This window comes from Kitasatospora sp. NPDC089913 (assembly GCF_044748625.1).
Taxonomy (GTDB): domain Bacteria; phylum Actinomycetota; class Actinomycetes; order Streptomycetales; family Streptomycetaceae; genus Kitasatospora.
This window is the reverse complement of sequence record NZ_JBIVGI010000005.1, coordinates 15,165-34,309: the sequence shown is the minus strand read 5'-3', so window position 1 is coordinate 34,309 and position 19,145 is coordinate 15,165. Positions and strand designations below refer to the sequence as shown.

Sequence of the window (19,145 nt, the reverse complement as noted above, 5' to 3'; positions counted from 1 at the left end):
GGTGAGCAGGGCCGGAACCGCGGCCTCCGGCCGCGACTCACAGGGGGAATTCTCATGTCGAAAGACATCGCCAGATCCCGCACGCCCAGATCCCGCACGCCCGGATCCCGCACGCCCGGATCCCGCACGCCCGGATCCCGCACGCCCGGAACCCGCGCCGCGCTGGCCGTCGGCCTGACGCTGCTCGCGACGGTCGGGCTTCCCGCCGTCACGACGGGCGGCGCGTCCGCCGCCGCCGCAACGCTCTACGTCGACCGTGCGCCCGGCTGCAGCGACACCACCGGCGGCACCCAGGCCAGGCCGCTCTGCACCGTGGCGGCCGCCGCGGCCGTCGCGTCCGCCGGCCAGACGGTCGAGATCGCCTGGGGGACCTATCCCGAAGAGCTGGTGATCACGCGCTCCGGCCGCCAGGGTGCGCCCATCGTGTTCCGCGGTCGGCCCCATGACGTCAACTCGCAGAACTCGGTGCTGATCGGCTCGGTGGAGGGCCCGTCGAACGGCCTCACCGTCCGCGGCGCCGAGTTCGTCGAGTTCGAGAACCTGGGCGTGCTCACCAACTCGCCGGCACCGAGCGTCACGGTCGACGGCGGGAACCGGGTGAAGTTCACCGCCGTCGGCGCGTACAACACCCTGCGGATCACCAACGGCTCCCGCCAGGTCACCTTCGCCCGCGGCGCCGCGAACGGCACCTCCGACAAGCCGGGCATCACCGTCGACGGCGGCTCCACCGGGACGGTACTGACCACCAACAGGGTCTCGACCGACGCCGCCCCGGCCTCGGTCCTGGTCGACGGCGCACCGGGCACGGTCGTCGTCAGCAACACGGTCCTCGCCGAGTGCACCACGGGCATCGCACTGGCCGGGGCCTCGGCCGGCGCGGTGGTCAAGAACAACGTGGTCGACACCGCGCGGGCCCAGGCCGATCGCTGCGCCGACACCGCCGCGGCCACCGGCATCGCCGTCGCCCCGACCGCGACCGCCGGCACCGCCGTCGACTACAACGTGGTCGACCCGCGCGGCGGCGGCTCGCCGTACCGCTGGGCCGACGCGGACTTCCCGACCCGGCCCGAGTTCACCGCCGCCAGCGGCCAGGGCGCGCACGACTTCGTGGCGAAGATCTACGAGCCGCACAGCCCGGACGGCCCGCAGTCGGCGTCGATCGATTCGGCCGACGAGACGGCCCCCGGGATGCTCCCGGTGGACCAGACCGGTCAGGCCCCCGCGGACGACCCGACGGTGCGCAACACCGGCACCGGCAAGGGCTACCGCGACCGCGGCGCCGTCGAGAGCCACGACTTCGGCAGCGTCTTCACCCCTGCCGGCCCGACCCGGCTGCTGGACACCCGGGAGGCGGTCGGCGTCCCCGGCACCGAGGCCGTGCCGGCCTTCGGCCAGGTGGACCTCCAGGTCGCGGGTGTGGCCGGCATCCCGGCGAGCGGGGTGACGGCCGTGACGATGAACGTCACGGTGACCGGGCCGACCGAGAACGGCCACCTCCGGGTCTACCCGCACGGCGCGGAGCGCCCGGACACCTCCAACCTCAACTGGACGGCCGGACGGACCCTCGCCAACCAGGTGACCGTCCCGGTGAAGGACGGCAAGGTGTCGTTCTACAACCACTCCGGCGGTACCGTGCACGTGATCGCCGACCTGGCCGGCCACTACGGCGCCAAGGGCGACCTCTTCCACCCGCTCAGCCCGTCCCGGCTGCTGGACACCCGGGTGGGGGTCGGCGTCCCCGACTGGCAGGCCGTCCCGGCCTTCGGCCAGGTGGACCTCCAGGTCGCCGGCGAGGGCGGGGCGCCCCCGGAGGGCGTGACGGCCGTGACGATGAACGTCACGGTGACCGACCCGACCGAGGACGGCCACCTCCGGGTCTACCCGCACGGCACCGGGCTTCCGCAGAGCTCCAGCCTCAACTGGACCGCGGGCCGGACCGTCCCGAACCTGGTCACGGTGCCGGTGAAGGACGGCAAGGTGTCGTTCTACAACTCCTCCGGCGGCACCGTGCACGTGATCGCCGACCTGGCCGGCTACTACAGCGCCGAGGGCCGGCTGACCTTCACCCCGACCGGCCCGGGGCGGGTCATGGACACCCGCCAGGACTTCGGCACCGGTTGCTGCCCGCGCCCGGCCGGCACCGTCGGGGCCTTCGACGCGCTGGACGTCGAGATCGTCGCGCCGAACATCGCCGCGGCGACCCTCAACGTCACCGTCACCGAGCCCGGCACCGACGGCCACCTGACCGTCTACCCGGGCAACGAGCTCATGCCGGCCGTCTCCAACCTCAACTTCCAGGCCGGGGAGACCGTCGCCAACCAGGTGGTGGTGAAGGTGAACGAGGGCCACATCACCGTCCGCAACGCGAGCGCCGCACCCGTCCACATCATCGTGGACCTGTTCGGGATCCAGACCTACTGACCCGGGCGTCCCGGCGGCACCCGCCGCCGGGACCCGGTGCCACGGCCCCGCCACCGAGCCCCGCGCCCGGTGCCGGGGCCGTCGGCGTTCCCGACCCCATAGGCTTCCGCCGTGAGCAACGGACTTCCCTTCCCCGACCTGGTCGGCGCCGCCACCGGCGTCGGATCGCTGCCCGGCACCGACGCCCGGGAGGCCGCCAGGACCTCCACCGGCGCGCTGGAGCACCTGCCGTTCCTCCCCGAACTCCCCGCCCGGGGGCCGGGCGCCGACATGATCGGCCGTTCCGCCGGGCTGCTGGTAGAGCTGTTCGCGCAGATCGAGCCGAGCGGCTGGCGCTTCGCCGACCGTCCGGGCCGGGACACCCGGCGGGCGCACTCCTGGCTCGGCGAGGACCTCGACGCGCTGGAGGAGTTCACCCAGGGGTACACCGGCGCGCTGAAGGTGCAGGCGGTGGGGCCGTGGACGCTGGCCGCCTCGATCGAGCTCAAGTACGGCGAGAAGGCGCTCGCCGATCCCGGCGCCTGCCGGGACATCGCCGGTTCGCTCACCGAGGGCCTGCGCCGCCACCTCGCCGAGGTCCGCCGCCGGGTGCCGGGCGCGGAGGTGGTGCTCCAGCTGGACGAGCCCTCGCTGCCCGCCGTGCTGGCCGGCGAGGTGCGGACGGCGAGTGGCTTCCAGCGGCTGCGCTCCGTCGACCGGCAGCTCGCCGAGGAGGCCCTGCGGGACGTGATCGGCGCCCTGGACGCGCCCGTGGTGGTGCACTGCTGCGCGCCCCGGGTGCCGCTGCCGCTGCTGCGCCGGGCCGGGGTCGCCGGTGTCTCGCTGGACTTCTCGCTGCTGACCGAGCGTGAGGACGAGGAGCTCGGGGAGACGGTCGAGGCCGGCACCATGATCCTCGCGGGTGTCGTCCCGTCCACCGAGCGGGCGCTCGCTCAATCAACGGCACTGTCGGACCCGGCCGGTAGTGTCCAGGGTGTCAGGGCGTTGTGGCGCAGGCTCGGGTTCGCCCCCGAGCTGCTCGGCCGCCGTGTACTGGTGACGCCCACCTGCGGGCTGGCCGGGGCCTCCCCGGACCACGCGCGCCGGGCGCTGTCACTCAGTGTGAACGCGGCCAGGAGCCTGGTGGACAACCCGGAATGAGAGATTGACGGAGGGCTTGCGGTGGTGGCTGTCGAGGGCTGGGAGGACGTTCCGGCGGAGGTGCGCAAGCGGCACGCCGAGCTGGCCGCCGAGATCACGGACCACCGGGCCCGTTACTACGAGCAGGACGCGCCGGTCGTCAGCGACGCCGAGTTCGACGCGCTGATGCGCGAGCTGGAGGGGCTGGAGGCGGAGCACCCCGCCCTGGTCACCCCGGAGTCGCCCTCGCAGCGGGTCGGCGGCGCGCCGACCCTGCTGTTCGCCCCGGTCGAGCACCGCGAACGGTTGCTCAGCCTGGACAACGCGATGGACGACGAGGAGCTCGCCGCCTGGGCCGAGCGGGTCGCCGCCGAGCTGGCCGGGATCGAGTACCACTACCTGTGCGAGCTGAAGGTGGACGGCCTGGCCGTCAACCTCACCTACGAGAACGGCCGGTTGACGCAGGCGGCGACCCGGGGCGACGGCCGGGTCGGCGAGGACATCACCGCCAACGTCCGCACCATCCAGGAGATCCCGCACCGGCTGACCGGCGAGGACGTGCCCGAGCTGGTCGAGATCCGGGGCGAGGTCTACTTCCCGACCGAGGCGTTCGAGGCGCTCAACGCCTCCTTCGCGGAGGAGAACGAGCGCCGCCGGCTGGAGAACGAGGAGCGCGCCAAGGAGGGCAAGCGGCCCCGGGCGATGATCCGGCTGTTCATGAACCCGAGGAACGCCGCGGCCGGCTCGCTGCGCCAGAAGGACCCGCTGATCACCGCCTCCCGCCCGCTGCGGATGGTGGTGCACGGCATCGGTGCCAGGGTCGGCTTCGACATCGACAACCAGTCGCACGCCTACGACCTGCTGCGCGGCTGGGGCCTGCCGACCGCGCGGCACAACCGGGTGGTCGGCACGCTGGCGGAGGTGCGGGAGTTCGTCGCGCACTTCGGCGAGCAGCGGCACTCGGTCGAGCACGAGATCGACGGTGTGGTGGTCAAGGTGGACGAGATCGCCCTGCAGGGCCGGCTCGGCTCCACCTCGAAGTCCCCGCGCTGGGCGATCGCCTGGAAGTACCCGCCGGAGGAGGTCACCGGGAAGCTCGCCGCGATCAAGGTCGGGATCGGCCGCACCGGCCGGGCCACCCCGTACGCGGTGCTGGCCGAGCCGGTGAAGGTGGCCGGTTCGATGGTGCAGTACGCGACCCTGCACAACCAGGACGTGGTCAAGGCCAAGGACGTCCTGCTCGGCGACACCGTGGTGCTGCGCAAGGCCGGTGACGTGATCCCGGAGATCCTCGGACCGGTGTACGACCTGCGGGACGGCACCGAAGAGGCGTTCGTGATGCCCTCGCACTGCCCCGAGTGCGGCACCGGCCTGCGGCCGATGGCGGAGGGGGACATCGACCTGCGCTGCCCCAACGCCCAGTACTGCCCGGCTCAGATCCGGGAGCGGATCGCCTTCCTCGGCGGGCGCTCGGCGCTGGACATCGAGGGCCTCGGTTATGTCGCCGCCACCGCGCTGACCCAGCCGCTGGAGCCGGTCGAGGCGCCGGTGGGGAACGAGGGCGACATCTTCGGTCTGACGGTGGAGCGGCTGCTGCCGATCAAGGTGCTGGTGCGCGACCAGAAGACCGGTATGCCGAAGCTGGACGACGAGACCGGCGAGGAGAAGGAGGTGTTCTTCTTCGCCACCACCGCCGGTGCGCCGAAGAAGAACACCGGGCTGATGCTGGAGAACATCGAGAAGGCCAAGGACCGCCCGCTCTGGCGCTTCCTCAACGGCCTCTCGATCCGGCACGTCGGCCCGGTCGCCGCCCAGGACCTGGCCCGCGAGTTCCGCGACCTGGACGCGATCTTCGCGGCGAGCGAGGAGCGGCTGGCCGCCACCGAGGGGGTCGGCGCGGGCACCGCGCGTTCGATCGTCGAGTGGTACCAGGTGGATTGGCACCGGGAGATCGTCGAGAAGTGGCGTGCCGCCGGGGTCCGCTTCACCGAGGAGGCCGCCGAGGAGGAGGGCGAGCGCCCGCTGGAGGGGCTGACCGTCGTCGTCACCGGCACCCTGGCCGGGCACACCCGGGACGGTGCCAAGGAGGCGCTGACCTCGCGGGGCGCGAAGGTGACCGGTTCGGTGTCGAAGAAGACCCACTTCGTGGTCGCGGGCGACAATCCCGGGTCCAAGTACGACAAGGCCGTTCAGCTGGGGCTGCCGGTCCTCGACGACGCGGGCTTCACGATCCTGCTGGAGCAGGGGTCGGCCGCCGCCCGGGTCCACCTGGGGCTGCCGGCGGAGCCGCCGGAGGAGCCGGCGAAGAAGGCGCCGGCCCGGAAGAAGGCCGCCGCCAGGAGCACTGCCGAGGACGCCGGGGACACCGCCGGGGACACCGCCGGGGGTGAGGCGGCGGACGCCGGGGAGGCCGTCGCGGCGAAGGATCCCGAGGTGGGGGCACCGGCCGCCGCCGGGGCCGGCGCCGAGGCCGCCGCGGCGCCCGTCGAGGAGGGCGCCGAGGGCTGACCCCGCGCGCGGAAGCCCCGAATCCGGCTTGTTATCGTCCTGATGCAACGTCATCGGGTGCCGCACAGTGATAGCGGGCATCGTGACACTGTGCGGCACCCAGCGCGGTGGCGTATGTCCGGTTGTCCGAAAGTCTGCCCGTCGGGTGAAGCCGCGCATACCCTGGAGCGCAACAGAGTGTCAGCAGGGGTGGGGGTACCGGCCGAGCCGGACTCCGCGGGGCCGATCCATGCCTGGCAGGCTGCCGGCACCGGTGCGGTGCCTCACCGCTAGGCGGCCTGACGGGGCGGGCCCGACGGAGGACTGGGCTTATGGATCGTACGACCGGCGGTGCGCCCACACGCCCGCCGCAGGGGGTGGCGGGAGCGGTCCTGCTGCTCGGCGTGCTGCTGGCCGGCGCCGCGCCGCTCATCCCGCTGGCCGTGCTGGTCTACCGCTACGAGGCGGAGCTGCTGCCACTCTTCGCGGTGCCGCTGGCCGTCCTGGTCGCGGCCTGGCGGATCGCCCGCGACCGGGCGCGCGACCAGCTCACCGACCCGCTGACCGATCTGCCCAACCGCCAGGCGTTACTCCTCGCCGCCCAGGAGTCGATCGCCGAGCACACCGAGGGTTACAGCGTCGGACTGATCCTGCTCGACCTCGATCGCTTCCGGTCGCTCAACGACACCCTCGGTCATACCGCCGGCGACCGGCTGCTCGTCCACATCGCCCGCCGGCTGCACCGGGCGCTGCGCTCCGGCGGGGCCGCCGGCAGCGCCACCCGCGAGTCCATCGACGACGTCTTCGCCGGGCTCCCCCGGCACTACCGCGGCCGCCCGATGGTGGCCCGGATGGGCGGCGACGAGTTCGCCGTCCTGCTGCCCGGCATCGGCTGCCCGGACTCGCTGGAGAAGGTGGCCAAGGCGCTGATCGCCGAACTCGCCGCCCCGATCCGCCTGGACGGACTGCTGCTGGTGCTGGAGGCCAGCGCGGGCGTCTGCGTCTTCCCCCAGCACGCCCAGGACGCCGAGTCGCTGCTGCGCCGCGCCGATGTGGCGATGGGGCACGCGCAGCGCGGCCGCACCTCGGTCGAGCAGTACGACGAGGCCCAGGACGCCGACACCCCGTACCGGATCGGACTGCTGGGCGACCTGCGGCGGGCCCTGGAGACCGGCGAGGTCCAGCTGCACTATCAGCCCAAGGTGGCCTTCGACGGCCGGGTGGTCGGCCTGGAGGCGCTGCTGCGCTGGGAGCGCCCCGGCCAGGGCCGGGTCTCCCCGGACGAGTTCGTGGGCCTCGCCGAGTCCAGCGGGCTGATGCCCCGGCTGACCGACTACGTGCTGGAGGCCGCCGTCGGTCAGCTCGCCCAGTGGCGCGAGCAGGGCCTCCAGGTCCAGGTCGCGGTGAACGTCTCGCCGCGCGACGTGCTCAACCCCGGCTTCGCCCAGCGGGTCGCCGGCCACCTCGTCCGCCACCAGGTGCCCGCCCACGCGCTCCAGCTGGAGATCACCGAGCGGCTGCTGCTGGACGACTCCCGCCGGGCCGCCGACACCCTGGCGGAGCTGCGCGGCTACGGGGTCGGGATGTCCCTGGACGACTTCGGGACCGGCCACTCCTCGCTGGTGCGGCTGCGCAGCCTGCCGGTCGGCGAGCTGAAGATCGACCGCTCCTTCGTCTCCCGGATGGCCACCGACGACCACGACGCGGCGGTGGTCCGCTGCTCGGTCGAGCTGGCCCACTCGCTCGGCCTGACCGTGGTCGCCGAGGGGGTCGAGGACGACGAGACCTGGGAGCGGCTGAACTGCATGGGCGTGGACGCGGTGCAGGGCTGGCTGGTGTCGGCGGCGCTGCCGGCCGAGCAGGCCACCGCCTGGCTGCGGGTGCACCGCACCGGCGCCCCGCCGGTGGAACGGCTCGGCTCCGGCGCCGACCGGCTGCCGCCCGCGATCCAGCCCGTCCTGCCGCCGGTGATCCAGGCGGCGCAGGCGGCGAAGCTGGAGATCCAGGCGCCCAAGCAGCAGAGTTGGGCGCCGACCCGCCCGCAGTGAGGGTGCCGCGCGGCGAGGGTGACCGGCCCCCGCCGCCGGTCGTTGGCCGGTGGTGGCACCGTGCCCCATAGGATGGGGACCACAGACCACGAGGACGGGAGCGCCGGACCGGCCGCTTCCGGCCCGGGCCCGGCGCCGCCGGAAGGCGGATCCGGGCCTCACCAGAACTCACCCTGAGGATCGCTGCATGCCTGGCATCACGCGCGAGGAGGTCGCCCACCTCGCTCGGCTGTCGCGTCTTGAGTTGCAGGCCGAAGAGTTGGACCACTTCGCCGAGCAGCTGGACGTGATCATCGGCGCGGTCGCCCGCGTTTCCGAGGTCGCCGGACAGGACGTCCCGCCCACCTCCCACCCGCTGCCGCTGACCAACGTCATGCGCGCGGACGAGGTCCGGCCGTCGCTCACCCCGGACCAGGCACTGGCCGGGGCCCCGGCCGCCGAGGAGCAGCGTTTCCGTGTGCCCCAGATCCTCGGGGAGGACTGACCGATGACCGAGCTCATCCGTTACACCGCGGCCGAGACCGCCGCCGCCGTCGCCAAGGGCGAGGTGTCCGCCGTCGAGGTGGCCCAGGCGCACCTGGACCGCATCGGGGCCGTCGACAAGAAGGTCAACGCCTTCCTGCACGTCGACACCGAGGGCGCGCTGAGTGCCGCCCGGGCCGTCGACGAGAAGCGCGCCAAGGGCGAGGAGCTGGGCCCGCTGGCCGGCGTCCCGCTGGCGCTGAAGGACGTCTTCACCACCAAGGGCGTGCCGACCACCTGCGGTTCGAAGATCCTCGAGGGCTGGATCCCGCCGTACGACGCCACCCTGACCACGCGTCTCAAGGACGCCGGTGTGGTGATCCTCGGCAAGACCAACATGGACGAGTTCGCGATGGGCTCCTCCACCGAGAACTCCGCCTACGGCCCGACCGGCAACCCGTGGGACCTCTCCCGGATCCCCGGCGGCTCCGGCGGCGGTTCGGCCGCCGCGCTGGCCGCCTTCGAGGCGCCGCTCGCGATCGGCACCGACACCGGCGGCTCGATCCGCCAGCCCGGCGCCGTCACCGGCACCGTCGGCGTGAAGCCGACCTACGGCTCGGTGTCGCGCTACGGCCTGGTGGCCTTCTCCAGCAGCCTGGACCAGGGCGGCCCGTGCGCCCGCACCGTGCTGGACGCGGCGCTGCTGCACGAGGCGATCGCCGGTCACGACCCGCTGGACTCCACCTCGATCGACGCCCCGGTCCCGGCCGTGGTCGAGGCCGCGAAGCTGCGCGACGTGCGCGGCATGCGGATCGGCGTGGTGAAGGAGTTCTCCGGCGAGGGCTACCAGGACGGCGTGATGCAGCGCTTCCAGGAGTCCGTGGAGCTGCTGCGCGAGCTGGGCGCCGAGGTCGTCGAGGTCTCCTGCCCGTCCTTCACCCTGGCGCTGCCGGCGTACTACCTGATCGCCCCGAGCGAGGCCTCGTCCAACCTGGCCCGCTTCGACGCGATGCGCTACGGCCTGCGGGTCGGCGACGACGGTTCCCGCTCGGCCGAGGAGGTCACCGCGCTGACCCGCGAGGCCGGTTTCGGCCCCGAGGTGAAGCGCCGCATCATCCTGGGCACCTACGCGCTGTCCTCGGGCTACTACGACGCCTACTACGGCTCGGCCCAGAAGGTGCGGACGCTGATCTCCCGCGACTTCGACGCCGCCTTCGCGGGCGTGGAGGTGCTGGTCTCGCCGACCACGCCGACCACCGCCTTCCCGATCGGCGAGCGTGCCGACGACCCGATGGCGATGTATCTGGCCGACCTCTGCACGATTCCGTCCAACCTTGCGGGCAACGCGGCCATGTCGCTGCCGGTCGGCCTGGCCCCGGAGGACAATCTCCCGGTCGGCCTGCAGATCATCGCACCCGCGATGGCGGACGACCGCCTGTACCGCGTGGGCGGCGCCGTCGAGGCCGCACTCAACGACAAGTGGGGGCACACCCTGCTGGAGGAGGCACCGGCACTGTGAGCAAGATCGAGAACGCCAAGGCGCAGTCGGCATCGCTGAAGGGGTGGAAGCACTCCAAGCCCGGGCTCTGGCTGTCCATCGGCACCAGCGCCTTCGGCGCGGTCTCCATCGTCAAGGACGTCCGCAAGGCCCGCGGCGAGAGCGACACCCTCAAGCTGGTCAACGCCCTGGTCGGCGCCGCCGCCCTGGTCACCGGCACCGCCCTGCTGGTCCGTGAGCTGCGTCGCCTCGGCGACGACGACGTCCTGCTGGGCTGACCCAGCCCGTGAGGCCCCGGCCTGCACCCGAGGTGCAGGCCGGGCCCGCACCACCGAAGACTTTTTAGTGAAGGGGACGCTGTGAGCGTCAAGAACCTGGTCTCCTACGAGGACGCGCTCGCGTCGTTCGACCCGGTGATGGGCCTGGAGGTCCACGTCGAGCTGGGCACCAAGACCAAGATGTTCTGCGGTTGCTCGACCGAGCTGGGTGCCGAGCCGAACAGCCAGGTCTGCCCGACCTGTCTGGGCCTGCCGGGCTCGCTGCCGGTCGTCAACGCGGTCGGCGTGGAGTCGGCGGTCAAGATCGGCCTGGCGCTGAACTGCGAGATCGCCGAGTGGTGCCGGTTCGCGCGGAAGAACTACTTCTACCCGGACATGCCGAAGAACTTCCAGACCTCGCAGTACGACGAGCCGATCGCCTTCAACGGCTACCTCGACGTGCAGCTGGAGGACGGCTCGACCTTCCGGGTGGAGATCGAGCGCGCCCACATGGAGGAGGACACCGGCAAGTCCAGCCACGTCGGCGGCGCGACCGGCCGGATCCACGGCGCGACCCACTCGCTGCTGGACTACAACCGGGCCGGCATCCCGCTGATCGAGATCGTCACCAAGCCGATCGAGGGCGCCGGCGAGCGCGCCCCCGAGGTCGCCCGCGCGTACGTCGCCGAGCTGCGCGAGGTCATCCGTTCGCTGGGCGTCTCCGAGGCCCGGATGGACAAGGGCCAGATGCGCTGCGACGTCAACCTGTCGCTGCGTCCGAACGGCACCGAGACCTTCGGCACCCGCTCGGAGACCAAGAACGTCAACTCGCTGCGCAGCGTGGAGCGGGCCGCCCGGTTCGAGATCCAGCGGCACGCCACGGTGCTGACCGACGGCGGCACGATCGTCCAGGAGACCCGGCACTTCCACGAGGAGGACGGCAGCACCACCGCCGGCCGGATCAAGGACAACGCCGAGGACTACCGGTACTTCCCGGAGCCGGACCTGGTGCCGATCGCGCCGGCCCGCGCCTGGGTGGAAGAGCTGCGGGCCGCGCTGCCCGAGCTGCCCCGGGTGCGCCGGGCCCGGCTGCAGGCCGAGTGGGGCCTGACCGACAAGGACATGCAGTCGGTGCTGAACGCCGGCGCCGTCGAGCCGATCCAGGAGACCATCGCCGCCGGCGCCCCGGCCGACCAGGCCCGCAAGTGGTGGATGGGCGAGCTGGCCCGTCGGGCCAACGAGACCGGCACCGAGCTGGCCGAGCAGCCGATCACCCCGGCGCAGGTCGCCCGGGTCGCCGCGCTGGTCGCCGAGGGCAAGCTGAACGACAAGCTGGCCCGCCAGGTCATCGAGGCCGTGCTGGCCGGCGAGGGCGAGCCGGACGCGGTCGTCGAGCAGCGCGGCCTGGCCGTGGTCTCGGACGACTCCGCGCTCGGTGCCGCCGTGGACCAGGCCATCGCCGAGAACGAGGCGATCGCCGCCAAGATCCGCGACGGCAAGGTCGCCGCGGTCGGCGCACTGGTCGGCGCGGTCATGAAGACCACCCGCGGTCAGGCCGACGCGGCCCGGGTCAAGGATCTGATCCTGGAGAAGCTGGGCGTTTCTGCCTGAGTTTCCAAGGCGTCTTAGGCGTCTAAGGCGCTCTAAGGGCTGCTTAGAGCCCTGAGGCCCGGTCTTACCCTCCACGGGGGGGTGGGGCCGGGCCTCTGCCGTACCCGGGACCCCCGGCCTAAGGCGGCCGGGGCCCGGAACATCCGGCAGGCTGCCGATGCGGCCCACCCCCCTGGGAGAGGAATCTTTACCTCAGAACGAGAGAGACACCGGAACCCACGAGGGGAAACACCGTGATCGAGTACGAGCTCATCAAGCAGCAGGAACTGGAACTCCGGGCCCTGGCCCAGCACGAGCGTCTGGTCCGCGAGGCGAAGGGCGGCAAGCGCACCGGCCGGCGCCCGAACGTCGGCTTCCGCTTCCAGCGGCGCGCCGTCCGTCCGCGCGAATGCTGACGGACCGGCACCGAGGTGCCGAGCAGGGACCGGAAGGGGAGGCGACACGGGGGTGCGCCTCCCCTTCCGGGCGTCCGGGGGGCGGGATAACCCCTCGGAGCGCGGCCGACCTCTGTGGCATGCTCGCCTCCATGCAGCAGATATCGGTGAGTCCCGTCTTCGTCGGCCGCGATCCGGAACTCACCGTCCTGCTGGATGCCGTGCGCCGGGCCGGGGACGGCCGGCCGCAGACCGTGCTGATCGGCGGCGAGGCCGGCGTCGGCAAGACCCGGCTGCTGGAGGAGTTCCTCCGCCAGGCCTGCCTGGACGGCGTCGTCACCACCGTCGGCGGCTGCCTGGAGATCGGCGCCGAGGGGCTGCCCTACGCGCCGCTGGCCACCGCGCTGCGCCGGCTGCACCGGAGCCTGGGCGCCGAACTGGAGGCGGCCGCGGCCGGGATGGAGGGCCACCTCGCCCGGCTGCTGCCGGACTTCGGCGAGGCCGACGGCGAACCCAACGACGAGTACGGACGAGCCCGGCTGTTCGAGCACACCGCAAGGTTGTTCGAACGGCTCGGCACGGACCGTACCCTCGTGCTCGCCGTCGAGGACCTCCACTGGTCCGACCGCTCCACCCGGGAGCTGCTGGCCTACCTGGTCCGCACCCTGCACCGGTCCCGGGTGCTGCTGGTCGCCACCTACCGCAGCGACGACCTGCACCGCCGCCACCCGCTGCGGCCGTTCCTGGCCGAGCTGGAGCGGCTGCGCACCGTGCAGCGGGCCGAACTGGAGCGGTTCGGGCCCGGCGAGGTGGCCGCGCAGCTGGCCGGCATCCTCGGCACCGCCGCCCCGGACCGGGAGCTGGTCGACCGGATCCACCGCCGCTCCGAGGGCAACCCCTTCTTCGTCGAGGAACTCGCCACCGCCTTCCGCGAGGGCTGCTCGGCCGGGCTCACCGACTCGCTCCGGGACATGCTGCTGGTCCGGGTCGAGGCGCTGGACGAGCAGACCCAGCGGGTGCTGCGGATCGCCGCCGAGGGCGGCTCCTACGTCGAGCACGCCCTGCTCGCCGCCGTCCTGGAGGACGAGGAGGAGCTGATCGACTCGCTCCGGGTCGCGGTCGGCGCCAACATCCTGCGCCCGGACACCGACGGCGACGGCTACCGGTTCCGGCACGCGCTGGTCCGCGAGGCGGTCTCGGACGACCTGCTGCCGGGCGAGCGGCACCGGATCAACCGGCGCTTCGCCGCCGCGCTGGAGGCCGATCCGCACCTGGTCGGCTCCGACGTGCGCCCCGCCCGGCTGGCCAACTACTGGTACCACGCGCACCACCCGGCCCGGGCCCTGCCGACCGCCCTGGAGGCCGCCAGGGCCGCCCGCCGCCGCAACGCCTTCGCCGAGCAGCTCCGGATGCTGGAACGGGCCCTGGAGCTCTGGGACGAGGTCCCGGAGGACGTGCTGGCGGACACCCTGCGCCCGCACGACTGGGCCGAGACCTACCCGCCCTGCTCCTGCGACGTGGAGCGGCACGACGAGCACTGCGACCGGCTCTGCCTGATCGACGTGCTGGCCGAGGCGGTGGTCGCGGCCCGTCGCAGCGGGGACCGCGAGCGAGGGCTGAGCCTGGCCAAGCGGGCGCTCAAGCTGGTCGACGAGACCGAGCACCCGGCCCGCGCCGCCTGGTTCCGGATCAACCGGGCCCGGATGCTCGGCCACCTGCGCCGCTCCGGCGACGAGGAGGAGATCGCGTACGCGCACCGGCTGGTCGAGCACCTGCCGCCGTCCGCCGTCCAGGCCGAGGTGTTCGCCCTCGGCGCCGGCAGCGGGATGCTCTCCAACCCCCGGCCCGAGCTGGTCGAACTCGCCGAGCGGGCGGTCCGGATCGCCCGCGAGGTGGGCGCCGACGCGGTCGAGCAGCACGCCCTGATGACGCTCGGCGGGCTGCGCAACGACCTCGACTCCGACCCGGAGACCGCGGTCGCCCAGCTCACCGCCGCGGTCGAGGCCACCCGGCGGATCGGCGCCCCCGACGTCCTGCTGCGCGGCATCAACAACCTGTCCTCGATGCAGCGCGGGCTCGGCCGGGCCGAGGAGGCGGCGGCGCTCGCCCGGGAGGGCCTGGAGTCGGCCCGGGGCAACGGCCTCCAGCGCAACATCGGCACCATCCTGACCGGGAACCTCGCCGAGGCGCTGATGGACCTCGGGCGGATCGACGAGGCCGAGCAGGTGCTCGCCGAGTGCCACCTGATCGGTGTGACCGGCACCCACGCCGAGTTCCTGGACCGGATGCGCGGCGAACTCGCCCTGCTCCGCGGCGACCTGCCCACCGCCGCCGCGATGCTGGCGCAGGCCAGGGCGGCCAACCGGATCGGCCAGCTCCAGCACTCCGTCCCGATCGCGCGGCTGGCGCTGCGGGTCGCGGTCGGGGCCGGCCGCCCGTTGGACGCCCGCGCGGAGCTGATCGCCGCCCTGGACGAGGACCTCCGCTGCGGTTACCTCGCCGACCTCTATCCGCTGCTGGTGGACGGTGCCGCCGCCGAGGCGGACAGCCGGGGCCTGCCCGAGGCCGACCGGGGCCGGGCCGCGGTGCTGGCCAGGATCGCCTCGACGGCGGCCGGGCTGACCCCGACCGTGCCGCTGCACCACGGCTGGGCCCGGCTGCTGGAGGCCGAACTGGCCCGCGCCGAGGGGGCGGACACCCCGGAGCAGTGGGCCGTCGCGGTCGCGGCGCTGCGCCCGACCGGGCTGCCGTACCCGCTGGCGGCCGCGCTGCTGCGGGCCGGCGAGGCCGAGGTGCTGGCCGGACGCCGCGAGTCCGGCGCCGAACTCCTGCGCGAGGCCCGGGAACTGGCGTCCGCCCGGTCCGACGCCGGACTGCGGGCCGAGATCGACGCGCTGGCCGCACGGGCCGGGCTCCCGCTCGTCGCGGACCGCCCGGCGCCCGCTCCGGCGCTGCCGGCCGGTGGATCCCTCGGCCTCACCCCCCGTGAGCGGGACGTGCTCCGATTGCTCGCCCGGGGGCGCACCAACCGGCAGATCGCCGAGGAACTGTACATCTCGCCGAAGACCGCGAGCGTGCACGTGTCCAACATCCTCGGCAAGCTCGCGGTGGCCGGCCGGGGCGAGGCGGCCGCGCTGGCCCACCGGCTGCGGCTGTTCCCGGAGGACCTCGCCCCGGCCGCCGGCTGACGGCCCGTCCGCCGCTCGCCCCCGGACGTTCCCGTCCGCCGCCCGCCCCGGGCGCGGCCGTGACGGCCGGTGCCCGGCGGGCGCTGCCGCGTGCTCCTGTGCGCGCTGCCGCGTGCTCCTGTGCGCGCTGCGTGAGCCCCCTTGTGCGCGCCCCTGTCAACCGGACCGATTCGGCGGAACCGGACGCAATTCCCCACCCCCGGGCCATTACTCTAAGTTGAGTGTGCGTGTCATTGCGTGACCGGAGTGGTGTAGGGTCCCGAACGGGAACATCGGTGTGGCGGGACGGCCGGCAGGCCCCCCGCCCCCTGGGTCACCGCCCTGCCGGGGCGCCAGGCCACCGCGCACGGCCACCTGGCGCGCGGCCGGTGGTCCGTGACCGGGGCGCGAGGCCCCGGGCCGGAGGGGGAGAGGCCGAGTGAGCTCCACCGACGCGGTGCTGCCCGGAGCCGGACGGCCCCAGGCGCCGGACGCCGTCCTGCCCGCAGACGGTCCGCCGCGACCGGGTCCGCCGCGACCGGGTCCGCCGAGGCGGGGTCGCCCCCCGCGCGGCGCCCGCGCGGGCGGGCCGCCCCCGTACCGCCCGGCCGGCGGCGGCACGAGACCGGGGCCGCTCCGGCGGGCGCTCTGCAGCCGCAAGCTGCCGGGCGCCGTCCTCGGCGTGCTCTGCCTCGCGTACGCCCTCGGTGCCGCGCTCGGCTGGGGCTCGCGCCAGGTCGCCGTCTTCATGGGCGACTTCGGCCTGGCGGCGGCCGCGCTCGCCGCCGCGCTCTCCTGTCTCGCCTACGGCTGTACGGTGGGCGGCCACGCCCGCCCGGCCTGGCTGCTGTTCGGCCTGTCCTCGCTCATGGTCGCCTTCGGCAACGGCACCTGGGGCTGGTACGAGCTGGTCGAGCGGACCCAGCTGCCGCCCAACTCGCTGGCCGAGTACGCCTTCCTGCTGTTCGCCCCGCTGGCCATCACCGGCGTCCTGGTGCTGGCCCAGCGCCCCCGCACCGCCGCCGGCTGGCTCTGCCTGCTGCTGGACGGCTGGCTGGTGGCCGGCTCGCTGTTCACCCTCAGCTGGAGCCTCGCCCTCGGCCGGACCGCCGCCGGCGAGGACGGCTCCCCCATGCGGCTGGCCCTCAACCTGGCCTACCCGGTGCTGGACATCCTGCTCGTCTCACTGGTCGTCGGCCTGCGCTTCGGCGGCCGGGACGGCAACCGCGCCGCCGTCCACACCGCCATGGTCGGCCTCGCCGTCACCGTGCTCTGCGACGCCCTGTTCACCTCGCCCGAGCTGCGCAGCAGTTACCACTCCGGCGAACTGCTGGACGCCGGCTGGTTCGCCGGCAGTCTGCTGCTGGCCTGGGCCCCGTGGTCCCCGCGCTGGCGCCGCCCGCTGCGCGAGCACCCGGCGCTCGGCGGACTGCCCCGCCGCCGGGTCGCCACCACCTTCAGTGCGCTCACCCCCTACGCCGCGGCCGCCGTCTGCACCGCCGGGATCCTCTACAACGCCCTCGGCGGGCGCTCGCTGGACCGGGTGGTGGCCTCGGCGGCCTGTACCGTCGGCCTAGCGCTGATCCTGCGCCAGGGCATCATGCTGCTCGACAACCTCTCGCTGGCCCAGGAGCTCGCCCACAAGGAGGCGCACTTCCGCTCCCTGGTGCAGGGCTCCAGCGACGTCATCATGATCGCCGGCGCCAACGGCGTGCTCTCCTACGTCTCCCCGGCCGCGCTCGGCGTCTACGGGCGCGACCCGGAGGAACTCGTCGGCGGCAACCTGCTCGACCTCATCCACCCCGAGGACGTCGACCGGGTCCTGCTGGAGGTCCGCCGTTTCCTGGCCCGGGGGCGGCTGGTCGCCCACCGCGACCCGGGCGCCGAGCCGCTGCCCGCGGCCCGGGTGGAGTGCCGGATCGGCTCCGGCGGCGGCGAGTGGCTGCACGTCGAGTCGACCGTCGACCGGTACCGCGACGGCCTGATCCTGAACAGCCGGGACGTCACCGAACGGGTGATGCTGCAGGCCCAGTTGCAGCACAACGCGTTCCACGACCCGCTCACCGACCTGCCCAACCGGGCGCTGTTCACCCAGCGGCTGCGGGCCGCCCTGGCCGCCCGCGGTCCGCAGGACGAGGCGGGCTCCGGGGTCGCCGTGCTCTTCCTCGACCTGGACGGCTTCAAGGCGGTCAACGACACCGCCGGCCACCAGGTCGGCGACGAACTGCTGGTCCAGGCCGCCCGCCGGCTCCAGGGCGCCGTCCGCTGCGGGGACACCGTGGCCCGCTTCGGCGGCGACGAGTTCGCCACCCTGGTCTGCGGCCCGCTCGGCCGGCTCCAGGTCCAGGAGCTCGCCGAACGGCTGCGCGCCGCGCTCTCCGAGCCCTACTGGATCGGCGGCAGCGAACTCAGCGTCGCCGCCAGCATCGGGATCGCCTTCGGCACCCCGGAACGCGGTCCGGCCGCCGACCCGCGCGCCGCCGCCGACGAGCTGATGCGCAACGCCGACCTCGCGATGTACCGCGCCAAGTCCGAGGGCAAGGGCCGGGTGATGCTCTACACCCCGGCCATGCGCGCCGACCTGGAGCGCCGCACCGAACTGGACGAACGGCTCCGCGCGGCCGTCCGCGAGGGCGGCTTCACCCTGCTCCACCAGCCCGTGGTGGACCTCGGCACCGGGGCGGTCACCGCCGTCGAGGCGCAGGCCCGCTGGCGCTCCGCGCAGGGTCTGCTGCTCACCCCCGCCGAGTTCCTGCGCTCCACCGAGCCGGGCGACGCCGCCGCGCGGTTCTCCCGCTGGCTGGTCCGCGAGGCGGTGACCGCCGCCGCGCTCCGCCGCGGTGTGCCCGCCCGGGGCCGCGCCGTCCCGCCGCCGGTCCCGGTGTCGGTCCGGCTGTCGGCCGAGCGGCTCTGCGCGCCCGGCCTCTACGAGGCGGTGGTCGCGGCCCTGCGGGACAGCGGACTGCCCGGCGGCCAGCTGATCGTCGAGGTGGCCCGGACCGGCCCGGACGACCTGGCGGACGAGCTCGGGCGCCGGCTCGACGCGCTGCGCCGGCTCGGCGTCGGCACCGCGCTGGCCGGCTTCGGAGCCGGCCGGGGCTCGCTCGGCACACTGGTCCGGCTCCCCTTCGACGCTCTCAAGCTGGACCGCTCGCTGGTCCAGGACCTGGGCGAGTCCGCGCTCGCCCGGACGCTCGCCGGGCACGCCCTGCGGCTCGGCCGGGACCTCGGGCTGGTCACCGCCGCCGAGGGCGTCGACCTGCCGCGCCAGGTGGCCGTGCTGCAGGAGCTGGGCTGCCGCCAGGTGCAGGGTTCGGCGTTCTCCGCGCCGCTGGACGAGGTCCGGCTCCGGCGCGAGCTGGCCCGCCGTGCGTACCCGGTGCCGAGGCCGCTCGGACCGCTGCCCGCGCGGCGCGCCTTCCTGGCCGCGGACACCCGGACGAGTGGCCGCGGCGAGGCCGCCGCGGGGCGTGCCGTGCCCCACCACAACGGCTCCGACCTGCCTGAACGCCCGGCCGTGGCGGGCCCGGGAGTCGGTCCGCATGGCGAGACGGCCGTCCCACCTGCTTGACAGCCGACCCTTGACGGGAGGAAGGTCGTTGCCATGCGCACCCGAATTCTCGTACTTGGCGGGCGCGTCGGCTGAGCGGGCCCTGCCCCGTTCGTGACAGACCGACGCGCCACCCCTCGCATGCCCTTGG

At 74.0% G+C, this 19,145-nt stretch carries 10 protein-coding genes and 1 pseudogene; all 11 read left to right on the top strand.

What is annotated here, in order from left to right; all coding sequences use genetic code 11:
- Positions 1-54 precede the first annotated feature (54 nt).
- The 11 genes and pseudogenes from ACIPYS_RS09965 to ACIPYS_RS09915 all read left to right on the top strand — a co-directional run bounded on the left by ACIPYS_RS09965 (position 55) and on the right by ACIPYS_RS09915 (position 19,015).
- Positions 55-2,421 (top strand): right-handed parallel beta-helix repeat-containing protein, encoded by a 2,367-nt coding sequence (locus tag ACIPYS_RS09965; protein ID WP_400745235.1) that lies wholly within the window; start codon positions 55-57, stop codon positions 2,419-2,421.
- A 111-nt stretch (positions 2,422-2,532) separates the two neighbouring features.
- Positions 2,533-3,561 (top strand): methionine synthase, encoded by a 1,029-nt coding sequence (locus ACIPYS_RS09960; protein WP_400745233.1) that lies wholly within the window; start codon positions 2,533-2,535, stop codon positions 3,559-3,561.
- A 24-nt stretch (positions 3,562-3,585) separates the two neighbouring features.
- Entirely contained in the window at positions 3,586-6,048 is a 2,463-nt protein-coding gene (ligA, locus tag ACIPYS_RS09955; protein WP_400745460.1) for an NAD-dependent DNA ligase LigA, read from the top strand.
- Between the two features lie 374 nt (positions 6,049-6,422).
- Positions 6,423-8,075 (top strand): annotated as a pseudogene (locus tag ACIPYS_RS09950) (putative bifunctional diguanylate cyclase/phosphodiesterase); the annotation flags it as partial.
- Positions 8,076-8,262: 187 nt separating this feature from the next.
- A complete protein-coding gene (gatC, locus tag ACIPYS_RS09945) occupies positions 8,263-8,559 on the top strand; it encodes an Asp-tRNA(Asn)/Glu-tRNA(Gln) amidotransferase subunit GatC (RefSeq protein ID WP_030302932.1) in 297 nt (98 codons plus the stop codon).
- A gap of 3 nt (positions 8,560-8,562) precedes the next feature.
- Entirely contained in the window at positions 8,563-10,056 is a 1,494-nt protein-coding gene (gene gatA / locus ACIPYS_RS09940; RefSeq protein ID WP_400745231.1) for an Asp-tRNA(Asn)/Glu-tRNA(Gln) amidotransferase subunit GatA, read from the top strand.
- Positions 10,053-10,313, top strand: coding sequence for a hypothetical protein (locus ACIPYS_RS09935; RefSeq protein ID WP_369826134.1), 261 nt, complete (start codon positions 10,053-10,055; stop codon positions 10,311-10,313). The genes gatA and ACIPYS_RS09935 overlap by 4 nt, the downstream gene beginning before the upstream one ends.
- A gap of 81 nt (positions 10,314-10,394) precedes the next feature.
- Entirely contained in the window at positions 10,395-11,903 is a 1,509-nt protein-coding gene (gene gatB / locus ACIPYS_RS09930) for an Asp-tRNA(Asn)/Glu-tRNA(Gln) amidotransferase subunit GatB (protein ID WP_093860430.1), read from the top strand.
- A gap of 233 nt (positions 11,904-12,136) precedes the next feature.
- Positions 12,137-12,298 carry a hypothetical protein gene (locus ACIPYS_RS09925; protein ID WP_400745228.1) on the top strand — a complete coding sequence of 54 codons (162 nt, stop codon included), beginning with the start codon at positions 12,137-12,139 and terminating at the stop codon, positions 12,296-12,298.
- 131 nt (positions 12,299-12,429) lie between these two features.
- Positions 12,430-15,465: a helix-turn-helix transcriptional regulator gene (locus ACIPYS_RS09920; RefSeq protein ID WP_231978574.1), complete on the top strand. Its 3,036-nt coding sequence runs from the start codon at positions 12,430-12,432 to the stop codon at positions 15,463-15,465.
- Between the two features lie 661 nt (positions 15,466-16,126).
- Positions 16,127-19,015, top strand: coding sequence for a putative bifunctional diguanylate cyclase/phosphodiesterase (locus tag ACIPYS_RS09915; protein ID WP_400745225.1), 2,889 nt, complete (start codon positions 16,127-16,129; stop codon positions 19,013-19,015).
- Positions 19,016-19,145: the final 130 nt, after the last annotated feature.

What these genes read in the sequence shown, in the direction of transcription:
- ACIPYS_RS09965 (WP_400745235.1), top strand. Translation starts at nt 55, where the DNA reads ATGTCGAAAGACATCGCCAGATCCCGCACGCCCAGATCCCGCACGCCC.
- gatC (WP_030302932.1), top strand. Translation starts at nt 8,263, where the DNA reads ATGCCTGGCATCACGCGCGAGGAGGTCGCCCACCTCGCTCGGCTGTCG.
- gatA (WP_400745231.1), top strand. Translation starts at nt 8,563, where the DNA reads ATGACCGAGCTCATCCGTTACACCGCGGCCGAGACCGCCGCCGCCGTC.
- ACIPYS_RS09920 (WP_231978574.1), top strand. Translation starts at nt 12,430, where the DNA reads ATGCAGCAGATATCGGTGAGTCCCGTCTTCGTCGGCCGCGATCCGGAA.